We start from the raw sequence: 18,451 nt of genomic DNA, 5'->3' as shown, positions 1-18,451 counted from the left end.
GAAGATTGTGATACTACTATTTAATCTGCACTCTTAAATTGCTCTAAGAAACGAAGGTCATTTTCGCTTAACATACGAATATCAGGAATCTGGTGTAACAATAGTGCAATTCTATCGATACCCATACCAAAAGCAAATCCGGAATATTCGGTTGAATCTATCCCGCAATTTTCAAGTACGTTGGGGTCTACCATACCACAGCCCATAATTTCTAACCAACCTGTTCCTTTGGTCATTTTATAGTCTGTTTCGGTTTCTAGCCCCCAATATACATCTACTTCTGCACTAGGCTCAGTAAATGGAAAATAAGACGGGCGTAATCTAATTTTAGACTTTCCGAAGAGTTCTGTAGTAAAATATTGTAAGGTCTGTTTTAAATCTGCGAAACTCACCCCTTTATCTACGTAAAGTCCTTCAACTTGATGAAAAAAGCAATGAGAACGTGCCGAAATGGCCTCGTTTCTATACACTCGCCCAGGTGATATGGTACGAATGGGCGGTTTGTTATTTTCCATGTAGCGTACCTGTACTGTAGAAGTATGCGTTCGCAAAAGCACATCTGGATTTGTCTGTACAAAAAACGTGTCCTGCATATCACGTGCGGGATGGTATTCAGGTAAATTTAGTGCTGTAAAATTATGCCAATCGTCTTCTATCTCTGGCCCTTCAGAAACATTAAACCCAATACGCGAGAAAATAGAAACAATTTTGTTTTTTACGATGGAAATAGGATGACGTGACCCTAGTTCAATTGGTTCCCCAGGACGAGAAAGATCACCGTATACACCTTTTAATTCTTCTGCGCCATTGAGCGACTCCTTTAAGGCGGTTACTTTCTCTTGGGCAGCTGTTTTTAAAGTATTAATGGTTTGCCCAAATTCCTTTTTCTGATCGTTTGGAACATTTTTAAATTCGGCAAAAAAGTCGTTTAACAAGCCCTTCTTTCCTAAATATTTTATTCGGAAAGCTTCCACAGCTTCTGGCGTGTCTGCTGTAAACTTTTTTACTTCTTCAATATGTCCTTGTAGGGTCTCTATCATTATAACGCGTACTTGAACCAGCAAAATTACGTAAAATATAGGCAATGATGCTAACATTTCCGCAGTGAAAATAGCTACGATTCTATCACTTCCTTTTCAATAAAATACTGCACAATAGCTTCCTTCATAAGGATACTCTGTTCACCAGCTTTAAGGGGTGGCAATTGTTCCAGAATCTTGTAGTGTGGCCAGCCCTGCTCATCAAAATATTCAAACTCATAGTACCCAAAAGGTTCTAAGAGCCTACAAATAGCAATGTGCATAAGATTCAGTTTTTCATCCTTCTTGAACTTTCGGTGTAATTGTCCAAGTTCCTGCAACCCTACCAAATAGATGATGGCATCTAAATCTAACGGAGCGCCGTCTGCAAATCGGTTACTTAAAAGGCTTACAACCGCCTCCCATCGTTCTTTTAATTGTTGATCTCTTGACATATTTTTTTCTGAAATGCAAAGGTACACCGCCCAGCTTGAACTAGAAAAACAACGAGGCGTATAATTCGATTTCGTTATCTTTACTACAAACGGGAGTTATGAATACCATAGATATTGTTGTTGGAGTTATTTTACTAATTGCATTTGTAATTGGGTATAAAAAAGGGCTTTTTGTAGCTCTAGCAGGTCTTGTAGGACTTATTGCTGGTGTCTACGGCGCTGTTTATTTTTCTGAATATGCCGCAAGCTATATTGCAGGATGGACAGATTGGAACGAGCAAACGGTGAATTTAACCGCATTTGCAGTTACTTTTCTAGCCATAGTGATGCTAATCTCTTTGGCTGGCAAATTTTTCACCAAAATAGCAGATTTTGCTGCTTTAGGTATTGTGAACAAGCTCTTTGGCGGTGTTTTTAACGTGCTGAAATTTGCTTTAATTATAAGTGTAGTCTTTATGTTTGTAAACGCCTCCCCGACCATATCGATTCTATCGGAGGAAGACCGAGACACGTCTGTACTTTATGAGCCAGTAGCTAGTTTAGCCCCTATAATTGTTCCGTACATTCTGAAAGAAGTAGACCGATATGAAACAAATGCAGAAAAAGAAGAGCCAAAATAAAAACCGCGCAACAGAATACTATTGCACGGTTTAAAAAAGTTTTAACTGTGTTGCTTACACCACGTCTTCAACGTTTTTTTCTATGTATTGCATCGCCTCTTTAAACGATTTAAATATTTTATGTTCCGGAATTAAATCTGGGATGATATCAATTTTCTCCATCATAAGTCGTGGTTGTTCCATCAGGTTTACTAACAATACTTTTACCCCACTACGTTTTAGACGCAACACGGTATCTTCCATAGCATATAAACCAGATTGGTCCATATAGGAGACTTTGCCCATACGTATTACTAAGTGTGTAGCGCTTTCAGGTATCTTCATTGCGAGCGCTTGAAAATCGTTAGTATTTCCGAAGAACAACGGTCCAGCAAGGCGCTTAATAAATACCTCTTCTTTTAACTCGGCAGGAAGTTTAATTTCATCACTCCAAGGTAATTCTAGTTCGTCTGCTTTCTGTAGTGGAACCACTTTAGAACGCGTTGCAGTAGAATCTCCAATTTTCTTCATGAAAATCAGGGCTGCGAGTACGAGTCCGATTCCTACGGCATACACTAAATTCCAAAATACAGATAATAGCAACACCACCACCATAATGATAACTTCACTACGCGGCATTTTTGGAATAGCCTTCAGACCTTTATAGTCCATTACTCCAATACCAACAGTAATTAAAATACCCGCAAGAACCGCTGCAGGAATTTGGGAAGCTATAGGTCCTAATGCCAATAAAATAACAAGCAATAAAATCGATGCCACCATACCAGAAAGTTTTGTTGTACCTCCACTGTTAATATTCACTACTGTTCTAATAGTTGCGCCTGCTCCAGGAATACCACCAAACATAGAGGCGATACTATTTCCAATACCTTGTCCCACTAATTCTTGATTAGGGTTGTGCTTAGTTTTAGTCATATTATCTGCCACTACCGAGGTGAGTAAAGAATCGATAGCCCCTAAAAACGCCAATGTGATGGCTGTAAAAATGTAGGGTGAAATACTTCCAAAATTAAAATTGGAGAACATTTCTAGGTGCAGTGTTGGGAATCCGGATGGAATTTCCTGAATAGGCCTGTAATCCCATTTCATAAAATAGGCGGTGACCGAAACTGCCAGCAGGGCGACTAATGTACTTGGAACTTTGGTTGTAATTTTCTTAAATCCGAAAATGATAAAAATTGTAGCTCCAGCTAAAGCAAATTCTAACCAATTAATATTGTTTAATGCTCTCGGAAACGACTTGATAGCTCCTAAAACACCAGAGCCAGCAGATTTAGCCAAGGTGGCAGCTTCGGCATTTATTTCGTCCTCTGAAATTAATTTTGCGCGGCGTACTGTTTCTTCGAAATCTTCTAGCACCAAAATACCTTCCCCAGCTTCATCTTTTAAAATTTTGTCGAGCAAAACTTCTTCAGCCTGCGGTTTATATTGTGTTATAAGTTCGGTATCGTCTATGGTGTAATACCCCATCATAGGTAATATTTGTGTAACTAAAATAATAACCCCAATGGCGGTCATGAATCCTGAGACCACAGGATAGGGTATGTATTTTATATATTTTCCCAAGCCTACTAATCCTAGTATAATTTGAAAAAGTCCTGCTAATAAAAAAACTAGCAAAATATAGGGAAGCGCTCTTTCTACATCGCCATCATTAGCGGCAATAATACCCGCAATAATTACCATAGACACTGCTGTCATTGGCGCCGTAGGCCCTGAAATTTGAGTGTTAGTTCCACCAAATAATGATGCAAAGAAACCAATCATAATTGCGCCGTAGAGTCCGGCACTTGGCCCTAAACCTGATTGCACTCCAAAGGCCAATGCCAAGGGTAATGCAACAATTCCTGCTGTGATACCGCCAAATAAATTTCCGCGGAGGTTCGTAAAGATGTTTTTCATGTAATGAATATTAGTAAAAGGCGAAATAAAATTTGTTTCTCTTTTGGTTGTTAATGATTACTTACTTTTCTGAATGTCTTAAAAATAACGAAAGCGAACCGAAATTTCATGTTTCAGTTCGCTTCTTTAACAAAAATTTTAATTTTGCTTTTTCTGAACTAGCTTAAAAAGTCTACTTTTCCAGATGCAACGTCATACACAGCACCAACAATAGTAATTTCTCCAGCAGCTTCCATTTCTGAAAGTACTGCGCTGTTATTCTTCATTTCATCAATAGTCATATGTACATTTTTATACACAACATCATTCACGAAGGTACTATTAGCACTTGTGCGCTCACTTCCCTCTACAGGTGATGTTACCGCTGCAACAGCTGGTTTTATTTTAGCTAATAATGGTGTAATGTTTCCTAGTTGTACATCGTCGCATGCACCCTTTACGGCACCGCAACCTGTATGTCCTAATACCACTACTGCTTTACTACCTGCTACTTTACATCCATATTCAATGCTTCCCAATAGATCTTCGTTTACAATATTTCCAGCAACTCTTGCGCTAAAAATATCGCCTATTCCCTGATCAAAAACCAATTCTACTGGTACTCTAGAGTCTATGCAGCTTAATACAACCGCAAATGGGTATTGTCCTCCAGCCGTATCCTGAACCTGACCTAATAAGTCTCTGTTTGATTGATTGGTATTTAAAAATCTTTTATTCCCCTCTTGCAATGCTTCAATAGCAGATTGAGGTGTATACTTACTTTGTGTTTCTTTAGTTTGTGCTTTCATTTCTTTATTTTTTCTGTTATAAATTTACGAATTAATGATAGTATAATCATTAATTAGCAGGCACTAATAGTGATGCGCCTACTTGATTTATGATTTTATTTAGATTTACATCACCGGGTTGCTTATTACGATCGGCGACGCAAATTAGATTGATAGCGTTTTTTGTGATATAATTTGATATGTTTTTAACTACCGTATCACTTTGCTCGAATATATAACGCACCATTTCACCACTATGGGGTTTCGCCTCAACTTCTGCTGGGTTTTTGGAAGCAACTGTGAATAATCGCAAAGGTTTTTTAGCATGTGCAGCTAATGTGGCAGCAAGTGGATTGTCTGAAGTGGTATCTTTTAATAGACCCACAGCCAGTGATTCACTTGCTTCTATAACGTTTTTAGTATCAGCTACCAAAACCATTCGGTCAAAATTCTTGAGCACGAATGGAACCATATTATCTCCTAAATAAGCAGGCTTCTTGGTCGTTCGCTTCCCAACTACAACGATATCGTGTTGTTGTTGTTCTAATTTATGTTTTACCTCATTTCTAATATTTCCGAAAGAAAAAGAGTATCGCACTTTAATAGCATGCGTTCTATAAATTTCGTGAGCCAATTGTTTTAATTGACCTACTACATTCGCATGAATTTCTTCGATAGATCGAGTTGCAGATAATTGATTTTCATGTTTTACTACTTCTAACGGTTTTTTTACATGAAATAATTCGATGTCTGCATCTGTCATATGGGCCAAACTAGCCGCGCTTTTTAATACGTTCAGACTATTTTCTTTTAAGTCTGTTAGTACCAGTATATTTTGTTTATTTTGATTTTTCATAGATTTCAGTTTTAGGCAGATTTAGGTCTGAGTTTAAAAAACTCTATAAAACTTGGAGGATTTTCTGCGATTCCTCGTTCTGAGATGATTTTTATGTCAATATTTCTTTCTTTGGCCTTAAAGGCGAAATCATCTAGAATTTCAACAATATCTGCATCAAGATATCGTGTTTTTCGAACATCGAGCTCTAAATAAGTATCTCTTGGTAAACTATCAAGCTCTTTAAGAATAGCACCTTTGTTAAAAAAGGTTACCTCTTCTGCTAAGGTCATTGAGATTTTGTGTTTTCCATTACTCTTATCTTCAATATGCAAGAAATGAGAGTTTTGATAACTCTTAAACAATACTACTACAATCCCAACAGCAAGTCCAAGCCCAATTCCAATAAGTAAGTCAGTAAATACAATTCCCACTACGGTTACAATGAATGGCACGAACTGTTTCCAACCGGCCTTATACAATGCTTTGAAGGTTGATGGCTTTGCTAATTTATAACCAACAATAAACAAAATAGCGGCAAGAACAGACAACGGAATGTAGTTAAGCACGTTCGGTATAAGCATTACTGAGATCAACAAAAATATACCGTGTATAATTGCACTTGCTTTAGTTTTCCCTCCAGATTGTACGTTTGCAGAACTTCTTACAATTACCTGTGTGATAGGCAATCCGCCAATAAATCCAGAAATCATATTTCCAGTTCCCTGGGCAAGCAATTCTCTATTGGTTGGCGTAACTCGCTTTTGCGGATCTAATTTATCTGTAGCTTCAACACAAAGTAACGTTTCTAAACTCGCTACCAATGCAATGGTAAAAGCGGTAATCCAGATTTCTGGCATCCAAATAACACTAAAGTTTGGGAATGCAAATTGGTCACGAAATTCTGATAAACTCTCAGGTACGGGAACAGAAACTAAATGTTCTTTTACAAGGTTAAGACTTGAATCTTTTGTCATGAAAAAATATACAATTCCAACAACTACGGCTACTAATGGTCCTTGTACTAATTGAAAAAACTTTCCTTTTTTACTTAATACATTACTCCATACAATGAGAATGGTAATTGCAATAAAAGCAATAACAGTGGCTCCCATGTCTATGTTACCACTAACAATAGCATTAATAGTTTTTAATAGCTCGGTTAACGTATTTTCTCCATCTACCTGTAGAAAGGCAAAATCTCCTTCGGGGTTTTTATCCAATCCGAAGAAATAAGGAATTTGTTTTAGAATAATGATAATTCCAATTCCTGTTAGCATACCTTTAATTACTGAAGACGGGAAGTAATAACCAATTACACCTGCCTTTAATACTCCAAAGAGCAACTGAATAGCACCTCCAAGAACTACAGCCACAAGAAAATTCTCATAGCCACCTAAAGTGCCAATAGCAGTTAATACAATGGCTGCGAGTCCTGCTGCTGGACCGCTTACGCCAATTTGAGAGCCACTTAAGGCTCCTACAATAATTCCTCCTACAATACCTGAAATTAAACCAGAAAAGAGAGGAGCGCCACTTGCCAATGCTATACCTAAGCACAAAGGAAGGGCAACAAAGAATACTACGATACTCGCTGGGAGATCGCTTTTAATTTTTGAAAACATACAATAGATTTTTACACCGATTATAAATCGATAAATTTTTAATTTGAGTTCGAGGACTCTTTTAAACGTAAAATTCTAGATGTATTCTGGGGGTGGAGAAAACGTTTCTTGAGATACTTTCTCCCAAAATTGGGATCTATATCCAAACGCATTTGAATTCTCGAAAAGTTCAATCGAAATAAATTTTGCATTTATCGATTCGGGAGCGTTATATTCTTTTGCTCCTAATTTGAAGGTTTCCGAATTTTCTTCTTCATTCATTGAAAAAACACTTGCAATATTGATATTCATATCGCATAAAGTCACTACTGCTGGTGTAAGAATACACCAGGTAAAAACCATTAAAAAAAAGATACTTTTTAGATTCAATTTTTTGTTTTTTCAGAAGGCAAAAATAATAATCGTAAGAAATATTCGTGTTAAGTTAATCTTAAATCTATAACTGTTTTATATCACTAGATGGTATCCAACCATCTTTTCCATTTACAAGTAGCACGCGAACCCATGCATCTTCTTCAGAAATGATTTGCACCTTGGTGCCTTCATGCAGTACAAACGCCACTTCACTTCCCATTTTAGGTTCTGCACGTGCTTCAGAGCTTTCGGCAAAAACAATCGCTGGCTTATCTTTTGTTGCATCTGCATACGTTTGAAATGCCATAATGGTACTTACAACCAACAATCCTAATGAGAGCATTGCCGTTGTAAAAAACAGCCTCTTCTTGCCTTCAGCTACTATAAACCAGTAGCTTAAAAATAAAAGCACAAAAAAGATAGATGCCATCACAGCAAGTTTTGCCCAACCATTATATGTAAACAAACTAGCTATTGCATGATACCACTTAGAAAAAATGGTTTTTGGCAAAGGCTCTATAGCATCTATTCGAGCATTTTCGGCAAACTTTAAATTAGTTTTAATATCTGCGTCGCCTGGTGCTAGTTGAAGCGCCTTTTCATAATAAAAAATACTAGGTCCTACCTTGTTGAGTTTATAGTTGGCATTTGCGAGATTAAAATATAGCGAAGATGAGTGTTTACCATTGGCCAACACTTTCTCCCAACTATTAATGGCTTCTTGAAATTTATCGTTTTTATAGTGTTCTTTCCCTTGTTCAAACAAAGCATTATTCTGGCTCCAACCCAAAGTGCCTGTAAGTACAACAAGTATGAAAAATAGATGTTTCATGTTACTGTATTTGTTTGTCTATGGTTGAAATTACCTTGGCAGCCTTCTCGTAATCTTGTTGCATAGCCACCTCACTTGTTGGTGTATATCTTGCGTATTCACAACTTTTTAAAAGTTGAATAAATTCTGAAATTACCTGCGGTTCTACACTGCGCTCTGCCAATAAAGTTGAAATCTTCTCTTTGCTAAAATCGCTCGTTTCAATATTTAATTTGGCCTTTAAATAGTTATGAAGCGCACGCTCTAAAGCTTCATAAAACACCACACGATCTTTCATGTTCTTTTTGGCATTACTTAAATACTTTCTTGCTAATTTATCTGCTTTCCGAAGTTTATTTCCTTGCACATCGGCCATACGTTCTTTCCTTTTCTTACCAACTAAAATAAAGAGAGGTATAAGTAACATAGGTCCGCCTAGTAACGACCAAAACAAGGTTGATTTAAAGAATGACGTTGTAGCAATGGGCTCTAAGTTTGCATCTAACTGAATAAACTTAAATTGTGTATCGTCAAGATCTGTATCTGTTGTTGTAATTGCTTTGTCTGTCTTTTCGGTACTTGCCACTGGACCATTTGCCACATTGATAACTACTTCTTCACTGGACAAGGTCTCGTATTTTTCAGTTTTTGGGTTGAAATACGTAAACGTAATAGGTCTAATAGGATAATTGCCCTTGAATTGAGGTACAACAGTATATTTTTCTGCAATTGCTCCTCGCATACCATCGGCCTGTACCGTTACCTGGTTTACGCGTTCTGGCTCATAAACTTCTAAGGCACTCGGAAGCTTTAAAGAAGGTAAATCGAATAGCTTTAAATTCCCTTTTCCAGAAATTTTGGTGGTAAGTTCAAGTGCTTCGTTGGCATCTAAAGTGGTGCGATTTGTACTTACTTGAAACTGGAAATCTCCAACGGCACCGGCAAATTCATCTGGCTTACCTTCTATTGGAAACGGTTTTACATCTATAGTTCGACTCCCCGCAGAAACGGTTTTATTTACCCTAACCATAGGCTGTCTTCCAAAAAAAGTACGCTTATTACTACGCACGTCTATAGGAATGTCTAACGTAAGCGGCTCTATTTCTAACTCGCCAATTTTCTGAGGATAGAGTACCGTACTTCGCAAGATTACATAGCGATAATCTTCGCCTTTGTATTTGCCTTCATAAACCTTGTAGTTACCCTGAGTATTTATATTCTGACTCCAGAAATCTGCGTATTTCGGACTACTAATTTCGCGCCAATTACTTGTTATACTTACTTGATGCGAAACATAAAGTTTATACGTAACCGTAATAGCCTCACTAAGATATGGATTGGTATTAGAAATCTCTGCTACGAGATGTACATTTTCATCTGCTATATATTCTGCATTACTACCGTCTTTTGAAATTTTTACAGGATTTGTAACTACTACTGAAACTGGAGGTGTTTTATAGGTTTTACCTTCAATTTCTATGCTTGCCTGCCCAATAGTTTTAGTCCCTTTCGACGAAGGTGCTAAAAAGTAAGAATACGTTTTGGAGTAACTTCTTTTACCATTAAAGTATGAATTACTTATGGCTTGATTAGGACCACCCACTACCTGAAACCCTTCGAACTCTGGCGGATTGAAATTATCGCCATCTTGGTTCATTTCAAAATCTACGCGTACACGTTCGTTAAGCCCAATCTTTTTCTTGCTCACTTTAGCTACAAAGGTTACCTGTGCCTGGGCAATACCAGCCAAGAGCATGCAACACACGAGTATTAAAACTGAGAATCTTTTCATCTTACCAATCTTTTTCAGATTTTATCTTAGCGCCTTTTTGTTTTTTAGCATTAATTTTTTCCTGTACCTTCTTTTCTTCATTATTCATAGCCTCCAACAGGTTTTTTATTTGTTGCGGAGACATTTGTCCAGGCTGCGGTTGTTGTTGTTTTTGGTCTTTTTTATCTTTTTCACCATCGTTTGGCTTGTCTGGCTTTCCTTGGTCTTCTTTATTGTCGCCTTTCTTTTCTTCGTCTTTCTCGTCTCCTTTATCTTTGTCTTCCTGCTCGTCACCCTTGTCGCCTTCTTTTTCCTTGCCTTCTTCGTCCTTCTTGTCTTGGTTATCTTCGTTCTTATCGTTTTTATCCTGATTCTTGTCCTGATCTTTATTGTCGCCGTCGCCACCTTTTGGCGGGTTTTTTTCTAGCATCTCTTTGGCAAGTGCTAGATTATAACGCGTTTCATCGTCTGTAGGATTGTTACGAAGGGCATTCTTATAGGCATCTACTGCTTCTTGATATTTTTTAGCGTTCATATAGGTATTTCCCAAATTATGATACGCACCATGTTTGTCGCTCTTGTCTGTAGCCACATCTGCCGCCTGTTGAAACCGTGTCATTGCTTCATCATTTTTATCTTTGTTGTAATAGGCGTTTCCTAAATTGTATTTGGCAGTTTCACTTTTCGGATTAATGGCAATAGCTTTTCTGTAATCTGCTTCACCTTCAACAAATTTATCGTCTGCAAGTGCTAAACTAGCATCACTAACAAGCGCAGTAGTTTCACGTAGCAATTGTCTTTCTTCTTTTTTAGTGTCTTTTTCTTTCGCTTGCGCGGAAATTTCCGAAGAAAACAACAGCGTTACTAACATAAACACTACCGACAAAATATGCTTTTCTCTTATACTCATATACAATCTCATCATCATCTTAATTTTGTGCTTCATTAAAAAGGTTCAACTTCTTTAACCAAGCGGTTTTGCGCTCTAGTAAGAACATATCTAGAAGTAACAAAAATAATGCCCCAGCCAAAAACCATTGAAACTGGTCTTTAAAATCTGTAAACTGTTTGGCTTCAAATGTCTTTTTGTCCATTCCATTTAAAATTGCAGTTACGCTTTCAACTACTTCTTTGGTGTTATTTCCAGGAATGTATGTACCATTCCCTTCTTCTGCAATTTGTTTAAGTGTTTCTTCTCCCAAGCGGGTAATAACTTGCTCGTTATTTTGGTCTTGCTTGTAATATTGTAAAATACCATTTCGCTTTATTGGAATTGGCGCGCCTTCTACCGTACCTACACCAATGGTATAAATTTTAATTCCAAGCGCCGCTGCCTCGTCTGCAATACTTTCTACATTGCCTTCATGATCTTCTCCATCACTAATTATAAAAAGCACCCTGTTTACCTGTTCCTCATCATTATAATAGGTTTTTGCCATTTGGATGGCTTCATTAATAGCCGTACCCTGACTAGAAACCATATCTGTGTTCATGCTATTTAAAAATAGCTTGGTAGATGAAAAGTCTGTAGTAATTGGTACTTGCGGAAATGCGCTACCAGCATAGCCTATAATCCCTACTCGGTCACCTCCTAGGCTATTTAAAATCTGTGTCACCAATTGTTTAGACTTCTCTATGCGGTTGGGTGCAATGTCTTCGGCTAACATACTTTTAGAGACATCTAAAGCAAAAACCACATCAACTCCTTCTCGCTTTACGTTTTCAATTTTAGTTCCTATTTTAGGATTAACCAACCCTATTGCCAAACAAGCAATTGCCAGACAGAACACAAAAACCTTGAGTACAGGTTTAAAAACAGAACGGTTTGGACTTAGTTTTTTTAACAAGGCTGTATTCGCAAACTTCTTCTGTGTCTGACGCCTCCAAATAAGCACACCCATAAATAGCAACACAATCACTGGAATTGCGAGCAACACATAAAGATATATAGGTTGTTCTAATTGATACATACGTTCATTCTTTACACAAAACTTCTAAATACCGTATACCTAAGTAACCATTCTAGCCCAAGCAAAACCAACGCTAAAAGTACCAATGGGCGGTATTTTTCATCATAATTTTTATACTTAAATTCTTCTATATCTGTTTTTTCAAGCTTATTAATTTCGTCGTAAATTTCGTTTAACTTACTTGTACTTGTTGCTCTAAAATATTGTCCTTTAGTTACCTCAGCAATTTCCTGTAGCAGTTTTTCATCAATACGTACCTGTTGCATACCGTATTGGAATCCTCCATCTGGTCTAATACCAATTGGCGACAATGCCATGCCGTTAGACCCAAGACCAATAGTATAGACTTTAATTCCGAACTCTACGGCCAATTCACTTGCAATTTTTGGATCTATAAAGCCGCTATTATTTTCACCATCGGTCATTAAGATGATAATTTTACTTTTGGCTCTACTTTCTTTTAGTCTATTAACAGCCGTTGCCAATCCCATACCAATAGCAGTTCCTCCCTCGATTACGGTATTATACTGTATAGACTTTAGAGCAGAAAGAACAATTCCTTTATCGCTAGTTAACGGAGTTTTGGTATAGCTCTCACCGGCATATTCTACAATACCTATGCGGTCGTTAGGGCGTGCATTAATAAAACGAGCCGCTACAGTTTTTAGCGCTTCTAATCTATTTGGTTTTAAATCACGTGCCAACATACTTGCTGAAACATCTATGGCTACAACAATGTCTATTCCTTTGGTGGTTTTAATTTTTGTGCTCTCATCTACCGTTCTTGGTCTAGCCATCGCCACGATTATGGCAGCAAGCGCCAGCAAGCGCAGGACAAATAATAATGGTTTTAATCTCGCTAGCCAGTTTTTACCGGTTTTAAAACCTTTAATGCTCGAAATTTTCAATGCAGCCGTTTGCTGTTTTCGCTTCCAGAGATACCACAACACCAATAGCGGCAGCAAGGCTAGTAGCCAAAATAACTGTGGATGTACGTATTCAAACTGTTGCATTAGTTGTCTTTTGTTTCTTGTAATTCGAGCTCTACAGAGTTAATGATTCGATCTTTAACACCTACCGAAAATCTACCGTCATTTTTGTAAACCACTAAAACGGTTTGCACGCCGTTTTGCTGTGCGAAGAGCAATAATTCGTAAAAACTTTGTTCTTTCATCACTTTATTATCTCCTACAGATACGTTAAAGTTTCCGTAGGCTTTGAGGCCTGAAATTCCCTTTTCCGTAGAAAAATCTTCACGTTTAACAATCATGTTGAGTGCGCCCCGTTTTTCCAATTCAGACAAGGCAGCGTCCATTAATGGATCTAGGTCTACCTCTTCTTGGGCATTCCTTGTTTGAGTAGAACTAACTAAAACATACAGCGCGTCGGTGATATCACCCGCCGAAAACACATTGGCACTACTCACCACAATGTTTTCTGCTTCGGGAATATCGATCTCGGTACGGACTAATATTTCTGGTGTTTCCAAAATTACAGCTGGATTGCCATATTCACTTTTATACCAGCGGCCTTCGGCTAATTCTCTTATTTCGTTACCAAATACCTTGTCTTTTAATGTGTCAAATCCGTTAATAGTTCCATAAATAAAGGCAGTAAGTAGCAACCCGAGAATCATTCCCGAAGCTAAATACGCATATTTTCTTCTTTGTTTCTTTTTTCGTTGCGCTTCTAGGTACAATTCGTTTTCTAACAACTCTTCTTCAGTGGGTTCTGGAATTACCTCGTGGGTATGATTAATAATATCTTCCACTGCAGAACGATCGGCCAAAGCCTGTTCTTTGGCTTGTTTCATTTTTGCAAACTTTACCAAATCTGCACGTTTCAGAATTGCTGCAAGGCGTGTGATATCTTCAGGTTCGAAATCGAAATTCCCTGCGTCTTTATGTAATTCTAATCGAGCAATTAATTCGTCTGACGTACTTTCGAGCACCGTATCGTCAACCTCTCTATCTAGGTATCTTTTTACAATTTCGGTTAAATGCGAGTAGTATTCTTTACTCTTATCTTCTTGAAGGAGCTCAGAGTTATCCAAATTTTGTAGTGCCACCAACGCTTCCTCGTAGGGAGGGAGTTGTTGTTCTTGAGCTTCCTTTTGTTTTTTTCTTCGTAAGAAAATATATGCGACAATAGCTGCCAATAATAGGCCGACAATCCACGGCACTAAATCCCAAAAATTGAATGGCGGTTTATCTACCTCTACTGCAGGTTTTATTTCAAACATCTTCTGTTTGGTAGTATCTACAGGAACATCTCGTACTTCAACTTTTATAGAATCTAGGTTAAATACCTTCTCGTTAATTACAATTTTTTGCTTGGGGATGGTGTATGCTCCAGAGTCGAACTGAGTTAGACCGTACTTTTTTATGAGGCGCATTTTTTTGGCCTCAAATGTGGTGTCTACTTTGTAGCTTTCAATTACTTCTAACGGTAAAAACGTTTGCCCTTCTGGAAACACAACTAAATCTGTGGTATCTGCCTCTACATAAACATTGTACCTAATTTCTTCTCCTATTCTTATAAGCGTGGTATCTACAGAAGATGTAACCTGAGCAGATAGCGACGTTGAAAAAAGCACAAAGCATAACGTGGGAAGAATAACAATTGCTCTAGTTGGTGGTTTTATTTGAAAAGACCCCAATAAAATGGTACGCACCAATGCGGTCTTTACTGTTGTTAACCAAACAGCCATTTTACTATTTACATTTGATATTTTCACCTTGTACTTCGTCATTTATAAGTCGTACCTCGTTTTATCTTTTCTTAAAATAACCTAACAATTTTTTCACGTAACTTTCATCTACCCGACAACTAATAGCCCCGGCACCACTTTTGGTAAACGTCTCTTGAAAGTAATCTACGCACGTTCGATAATAGGCGTTGTAACTGCGTCGCACTCCTTTGGCTCCTGTATTCACTAACAATAATTCGCCAGTTTCTTCATCTTGCATTTGTACCATACCTACGTTGGGCATTTCTTCTTCTCTGCGGTCGTAAATTCGAATTCCAGTGACATCATGCTTTCCAGCGACTATCTTTAGGGCATCTTTATATCCTTCTGTAATAAAATCTGAAAGCACAAAAACTATAGCTTTCTTCTTCATTACATTGGTTAAGTACTTTAGGGCATGTGTTACATCTGTTTTCTTGCTTTTTGGCTGAAATTCTAACAACTCCCGTATAATTCGTAACACATGACTCTTGCCTTTCTTTGGTGGAATAAAAAGCTCTATTTCATCTGAAAAAAGAATCAATCCTGTTTTATCGTTATTCTGCATAGCCGAAAAAGCCAAGGTCGCGGCAACTTCGGTAATAATCTCATTCTTAAATTGGTTGTCTGTCCCAAAAAACTCTGAACCTGAGATATCTGCCACGAGCATAAGAGTAAGCTCGCGCTCCTCTTCAAAGACTTTTACGTAAGGTTCGTTATATCGAGCTGTAACATTCCAGTCTATATTTCTAACATCATCACCAAACTGGTATTGTCGTACTTCAGAAAAAGTCATTCCGCGTCCCTTAAAGGTACTATGGTACTCACCACCAAACACGTGATCGCTAAGGCGTCTCGTTTTGATTTCGATCTTTCGTACTTTTTTTAAGAGTTCTTTCGTGTCCATTATTAGTGCGTAGTAGTAATTTACAACAGGTAGAAATTTGTGAAGGAGTTGTCTAGATACGCTCGTTTAATTGAGGAAAATTTGTTTTACTAGCAACTCACAATTACCTCCTTTTAAGGTACTTCAATTACATTCACAATTTTGTGAATGATATCTTCTGAAGTAATATTTTCTGCTTCTGCCTCGTAAGTAATACCAATTCTGTGACGCAAAACATCTTCTACCACAGCTCGTACATCTTCAGGAATTACATACCCTCTTCGTTTAATAAAGGCATAGCATTTTGCAGCTAAGGCTAAGTTTATACTTCCTCGTGGAGAAGCTCCAAAACTAATAAGCGGGGATAATTCTTTTAAACCGTAGTTTTCTGGGGTACGAGTAGCGAAAATAATATCGAGAATATACTTTTCAATTTTCTCATCCATATACACCTCTCGGGCAGCTGCTTGTGCACGCTTAATTTGGTCGATAGTAACTACGGGATTCACCGTTTCAAAGCCACCTTTTAAATTCTGACGCATAATAAGTTGCTCTTCGGAAATTTTAGGGTATTTAATTACGGTTTTCAGCATAAAACGGTCTACCTGTGCTTCAGGTAACGGATATGTTCCTTCTTGCTCTACAGGATTTTGTGTTGCCATTACTAAGAATGGCCTCTCAAGTACAAAAGTTTCATCACCAATAGTTACCTGCTTTTCTTGCATGGCTTCTAATAACGCAGATTGCACTTTTGCTGGTGCACGATTAATCTCATCGGCTAGTACAAAATTTGCGAAAATGGGACCTTTTTTAATGCTGAAATCATTCAGCTTCATATTGTAGATTAGCGTTCCTACAACGTCTGCTGGAAGCAAATCTGGAGTAAACTGAATTCTACTAAAAGTACCATGAACCGCTTTCGATAGTGTGTTTATCGCTAAAGTTTTTGCCAATCCTGGTACTCCTTCTAGCAAAATATGCCCCTGCCCTAATAGCCCAATAAGTAATCGCTCGACCATATCTTTTTGGCCAACAATTACTTTATTTATTTCAAGGGTTAGAATGTCTACAAAAGCACTTTCTTTTTCAATTTTCTCATTAAGTGCCCCTATGTCCATGGTAGTCGTTGTGTCTTCCATAATGTTAGATTCTTTTTATACTGTAAGCTATTCCTCTTTAACCACGCAAATTGCCTATTTATTATGGCAAATGTTGTTAACGATTGGTTAAAAAGACGAAGTTGTTTTGTAAAAATTTCAACTTTCTTAGAAGGGTTGAGATTTAAAAAATAGATCTCAACGTAGTAAGCATGTTTCTTCATAACAATTCATAAAAATAGGGATGGTACCACCATCCCTATAATTAGAAGTATCTTTTTTTTAATCGAGTGCTAACTCTACAGTACCAAGTGCTGTTACTTCTCCAATACGAATTATTACATCTTCAAAAGTTTCTTCTCTATCAGTTATTTCGTCTGATATCGTAATTTCATACGTACCTTCTTGTAATCCGGTTATAAAGAATTCGCCATTGTCATCGGTTTTTCCTTTAAATGTTTTATCAGAATCAGTAGCAACAATTAAAATTTCAGCATTGGGCGCTATAACACTTCCCATTATGGCACCATCTGTTTTGGCAGTTAAATTTGCTGTAGGCTCTGTAAAAGGTGTTTCTTGTTGTTCTTCACTATCTCCACAAGCATAAACTACCATCATTATTACTAGCAAAAATGCTCCGTATTTTAAAAGTGACTGTAAGGTTCGTTGTACTAATAATTGTTGTCGTTTCATGGTATTGAATTTATAATAATTAAAAGTAGAAATAAGCAAGGTCGTTGCCCATGAAGTTAACATTGATTAACGCGCGATTTAACCACCCCTTAACTATATAAAATGTTAAAAGAATCGTTATTTTTAAGCTGAAATTGAACCCATATGACTATACAAAATAAAATTGTCCTGATTTCTGGGGCAACCAGCGGCATAGGTAAAGCAACAGCAGAACTCTTCGCAGAAAACGGCGCAATTCTCATTCTTTGTGGTAGAAGAATAGAACGGCTTGACTCATTAAAAGAGACGTTGTCTAGAAAAACAAAGGTATATACGCTTCAGTTTGATGTTAGAGAAAAAGCCACTGTCTTTAAACTTCTACAAAACCTTCCGCCCGAGTTTGCGGCTATTGATATCTTAATAAATAACGCTGGGAACGCCCACGGACTAGATCCGTTTCAGTTTGGGGATATCGACGATTGGGATGCCATGATCGATATTAATGTAAAAGGGCTTCTTTACATGAGCAAAGCAGTACTTCCTAAAATGCTGGAAAAGCAAGCTGGACATATTATTAATATTGGGTCTACAGCGGGAAAAGAAGTGTACCCAAACGGCAATGTGTATTGCGCGAGTAAACATGCCGTAGATGCTATAAACCAAGGTATGCGACTAGACCTCAACGGAACAGGAATAAAAATTAGCGCCATAAACCCGGGCATGGTTGAAACCGAATTTAGCGAAGTACGCTTTAAAGGCGATACAGAGCGAGCCAAAAAAGTATATCAGAATTTTACGCCCTTACAACCAGAAGACATTGCCGATATTATACTATTTGCAGTTACCAGACCGCCACATGTTAATATTGCAGACCTAACTGTGATGTGTTTAGACCAGGCTAGTAGTACGGTTGTGAACAAAAGATAATTTATATTTCAA

18 protein-coding genes are annotated in these 18,451 nt (G+C 37.7%); 2 read left to right on the top strand and 16 right to left on the bottom strand.

Going from position 1 to position 18,451, the window contains the following annotated elements; translation table 11 throughout:
• Positions 1–20 precede the first annotated feature (20 nt).
• Together pheS and G5B37_RS10820 are read right to left on the bottom strand one after the other, a co-directional pair.
• Positions 21–1,040: a phenylalanine--tRNA ligase subunit alpha gene (gene pheS, locus G5B37_RS10825; RefSeq protein WP_164680049.1), complete on the bottom strand. Its 1,020-nt coding sequence runs from the start codon at positions 1,038–1,040 to the stop codon at positions 21–23.
• Between the two features lie 74 nt (positions 1,041–1,114).
• Positions 1,115–1,474, bottom strand: coding sequence for a hypothetical protein (locus G5B37_RS10820; protein WP_164680048.1), 360 nt, complete (start codon positions 1,472–1,474; stop codon positions 1,115–1,117).
• Between the two features lie 98 nt (positions 1,475–1,572).
• On the opposite strand from G5B37_RS10820, the gene G5B37_RS10815 reads away from it, so the two are divergent.
• Entirely contained in the window at positions 1,573–2,094 is a 522-nt protein-coding gene (locus tag G5B37_RS10815; protein WP_164680047.1) for a CvpA family protein, read from the top strand.
• 54 nt (positions 2,095–2,148) lie between these two features.
• Here G5B37_RS10815 and G5B37_RS10810 read toward each other — a convergent pair whose 3' ends face one another.
• From G5B37_RS10810 to G5B37_RS10745, 14 genes are all read right to left on the bottom strand, one after another.
• Positions 2,149–3,996: a SulP family inorganic anion transporter gene (locus G5B37_RS10810; protein ID WP_164680046.1), complete on the bottom strand. Its 1,848-nt coding sequence runs from the start codon at positions 3,994–3,996 to the stop codon at positions 2,149–2,151.
• 158 nt (positions 3,997–4,154) lie between these two features.
• Positions 4,155–4,784 carry a carbonic anhydrase family protein gene (locus tag G5B37_RS10805; RefSeq protein WP_164680045.1) on the bottom strand — a complete coding sequence of 210 codons (630 nt, stop codon included), beginning with the start codon at positions 4,782–4,784 and terminating at the stop codon, positions 4,155–4,157.
• 49 nt (positions 4,785–4,833) lie between these two features.
• Positions 4,834–5,619 carry a universal stress protein gene (locus tag G5B37_RS10800; protein WP_164680044.1) on the bottom strand — a complete coding sequence of 262 codons (786 nt, stop codon included), beginning with the start codon at positions 5,617–5,619 and terminating at the stop codon, positions 4,834–4,836.
• Between the two features lie 11 nt (positions 5,620–5,630).
• Positions 5,631–7,223, bottom strand: coding sequence for a SulP family inorganic anion transporter (locus tag G5B37_RS10795; RefSeq protein WP_164680043.1), 1,593 nt, complete (start codon positions 7,221–7,223; stop codon positions 5,631–5,633).
• Between the two features lie 75 nt (positions 7,224–7,298).
• Complete coding sequence (locus tag G5B37_RS10790) at positions 7,299–7,565, bottom strand: hypothetical protein (RefSeq protein WP_164680042.1); 267 nt, start codon at positions 7,563–7,565, stop codon at positions 7,299–7,301.
• Positions 7,566–7,659: 94 nt separating this feature from the next.
• Positions 7,660–8,409: a tetratricopeptide repeat protein gene (locus G5B37_RS10785; protein WP_164680041.1), complete on the bottom strand. Its 750-nt coding sequence runs from the start codon at positions 8,407–8,409 to the stop codon at positions 7,660–7,662.
• Between the two features lies 1 nt (position 8,410).
• Positions 8,411–10,180 (bottom strand): BatD family protein, encoded by a 1,770-nt coding sequence (locus G5B37_RS10780; RefSeq protein WP_164680040.1) that lies wholly within the window; start codon positions 10,178–10,180, stop codon positions 8,411–8,413.
• Between the two features lies 1 nt (position 10,181).
• Positions 10,182–11,105 (bottom strand): tetratricopeptide repeat protein, encoded by a 924-nt coding sequence (locus tag G5B37_RS10775; protein WP_263649791.1) that lies wholly within the window; start codon positions 11,103–11,105, stop codon positions 10,182–10,184.
• Positions 11,089–12,129, bottom strand: a complete 1,041-nt coding sequence (locus tag G5B37_RS10770; RefSeq protein WP_164680039.1) for a vWA domain-containing protein — start codon at positions 12,127–12,129, stop codon at positions 11,089–11,091. Before G5B37_RS10770 ends, G5B37_RS10775 begins: the two co-directional genes overlap by 17 nt.
• 11 nt (positions 12,130–12,140) lie before the next feature.
• Positions 12,141–13,142: a VWA domain-containing protein gene (locus tag G5B37_RS10765; protein ID WP_164680038.1), complete on the bottom strand. Its 1,002-nt coding sequence runs from the start codon at positions 13,140–13,142 to the stop codon at positions 12,141–12,143.
• Complete coding sequence (locus G5B37_RS10760; RefSeq protein WP_164680037.1) at positions 13,142–14,866, bottom strand: hypothetical protein; 1,725 nt, start codon at positions 14,864–14,866, stop codon at positions 13,142–13,144. Before G5B37_RS10760 ends, G5B37_RS10765 begins: the two co-directional genes overlap by 1 nt.
• Positions 14,867–14,900: 34 nt before the next feature.
• Positions 14,901–15,764: a DUF58 domain-containing protein gene (locus G5B37_RS10755; protein ID WP_164680036.1), complete on the bottom strand. Its 864-nt coding sequence runs from the start codon at positions 15,762–15,764 to the stop codon at positions 14,901–14,903.
• Positions 15,765–15,877: 113 nt separating this feature from the next.
• Positions 15,878–16,882, bottom strand: a complete 1,005-nt coding sequence (locus tag G5B37_RS10750) for an AAA family ATPase (RefSeq protein WP_164680035.1) — start codon at positions 16,880–16,882, stop codon at positions 15,878–15,880.
• Positions 16,883–17,122: 240 nt separating this feature from the next.
• Positions 17,123–17,533 carry a carboxypeptidase-like regulatory domain-containing protein gene (locus G5B37_RS10745; RefSeq protein WP_164680034.1) on the bottom strand — a complete coding sequence of 137 codons (411 nt, stop codon included), beginning with the start codon at positions 17,531–17,533 and terminating at the stop codon, positions 17,123–17,125.
• Positions 17,534–17,677: 144 nt separating this feature from the next.
• Here G5B37_RS10745 and G5B37_RS10740 point away from each other — a divergent pair, with 144 nt between their 5' ends.
• Positions 17,678–18,439, top strand: coding sequence for an SDR family NAD(P)-dependent oxidoreductase (locus G5B37_RS10740; protein WP_164680033.1), 762 nt, complete (start codon positions 17,678–17,680; stop codon positions 18,437–18,439).
• Positions 18,440–18,451: the final 12 nt, after the last annotated feature.

The organism is Rasiella rasia, from assembly GCF_011044175.1.
Classification (GTDB): Bacteria; Bacteroidota; Bacteroidia; order Flavobacteriales; family Flavobacteriaceae; genus Marinirhabdus; species Marinirhabdus rasia.
The sequence above is the reverse complement of the archived record's forward strand: the minus strand, read 5'-3'. Positions and strand labels throughout refer to the sequence as shown.

Bases quoted from the DNA above. Each gene is read 5' to 3' on its own strand.
- pheS (WP_164680049.1), bottom strand. From the start codon at position 1,040: ATGATAGAGACCCTACAAGGACATATTGAAGAAGTAAAAAAGTTTACA.
- G5B37_RS10820 (WP_164680048.1), bottom strand. From the start codon at position 1,474: ATGTCAAGAGATCAACAATTAAAAGAACGATGGGAGGCGGTTGTAAGC.
- G5B37_RS10815 (WP_164680047.1), top strand. From the start codon at position 1,573: ATGAATACCATAGATATTGTTGTTGGAGTTATTTTACTAATTGCATTT.
- G5B37_RS10810 (WP_164680046.1), bottom strand. From the start codon at position 3,996: ATGAAAAACATCTTTACGAACCTCCGCGGAAATTTATTTGGCGGTATC.
- G5B37_RS10805 (WP_164680045.1), bottom strand. From the start codon at position 4,784: ATGAAAGCACAAACTAAAGAAACACAAAGTAAGTATACACCTCAATCT.
- G5B37_RS10800 (WP_164680044.1), bottom strand. From the start codon at position 5,619: ATGAAAAATCAAAATAAACAAAATATACTGGTACTAACAGACTTAAAA.
- G5B37_RS10795 (WP_164680043.1), bottom strand. From the start codon at position 7,223: ATGTTTTCAAAAATTAAAAGCGATCTCCCAGCGAGTATCGTAGTATTC.
- G5B37_RS10790 (WP_164680042.1), bottom strand. From the start codon at position 7,565: ATGGTTTTTACCTGGTGTATTCTTACACCAGCAGTAGTGACTTTATGC.
- G5B37_RS10785 (WP_164680041.1), bottom strand. From the start codon at position 8,409: ATGAAACATCTATTTTTCATACTTGTTGTACTTACAGGCACTTTGGGT.
- G5B37_RS10780 (WP_164680040.1), bottom strand. From the start codon at position 10,180: ATGAAAAGATTCTCAGTTTTAATACTCGTGTGTTGCATGCTCTTGGCT.
- G5B37_RS10775 (WP_263649791.1), bottom strand. From the start codon at position 11,105: ATGAAGCACAAAATTAAGATGATGATGAGATTGTATATGAGTATAAGA.
- G5B37_RS10770 (WP_164680039.1), bottom strand. From the start codon at position 12,129: ATGTATCAATTAGAACAACCTATATATCTTTATGTGTTGCTCGCAATT.
- G5B37_RS10765 (WP_164680038.1), bottom strand. From the start codon at position 13,142: ATGCAACAGTTTGAATACGTACATCCACAGTTATTTTGGCTACTAGCC.
- G5B37_RS10755 (WP_164680036.1), bottom strand. From the start codon at position 15,764: ATGGACACGAAAGAACTCTTAAAAAAAGTACGAAAGATCGAAATCAAA.
- G5B37_RS10750 (WP_164680035.1), bottom strand. From the start codon at position 16,882: ATGGAAGACACAACGACTACCATGGACATAGGGGCACTTAATGAGAAA.
- G5B37_RS10745 (WP_164680034.1), bottom strand. From the start codon at position 17,533: ATGAAACGACAACAATTATTAGTACAACGAACCTTACAGTCACTTTTA.
- G5B37_RS10740 (WP_164680033.1), top strand. From the start codon at position 17,678: ATGACTATACAAAATAAAATTGTCCTGATTTCTGGGGCAACCAGCGGC.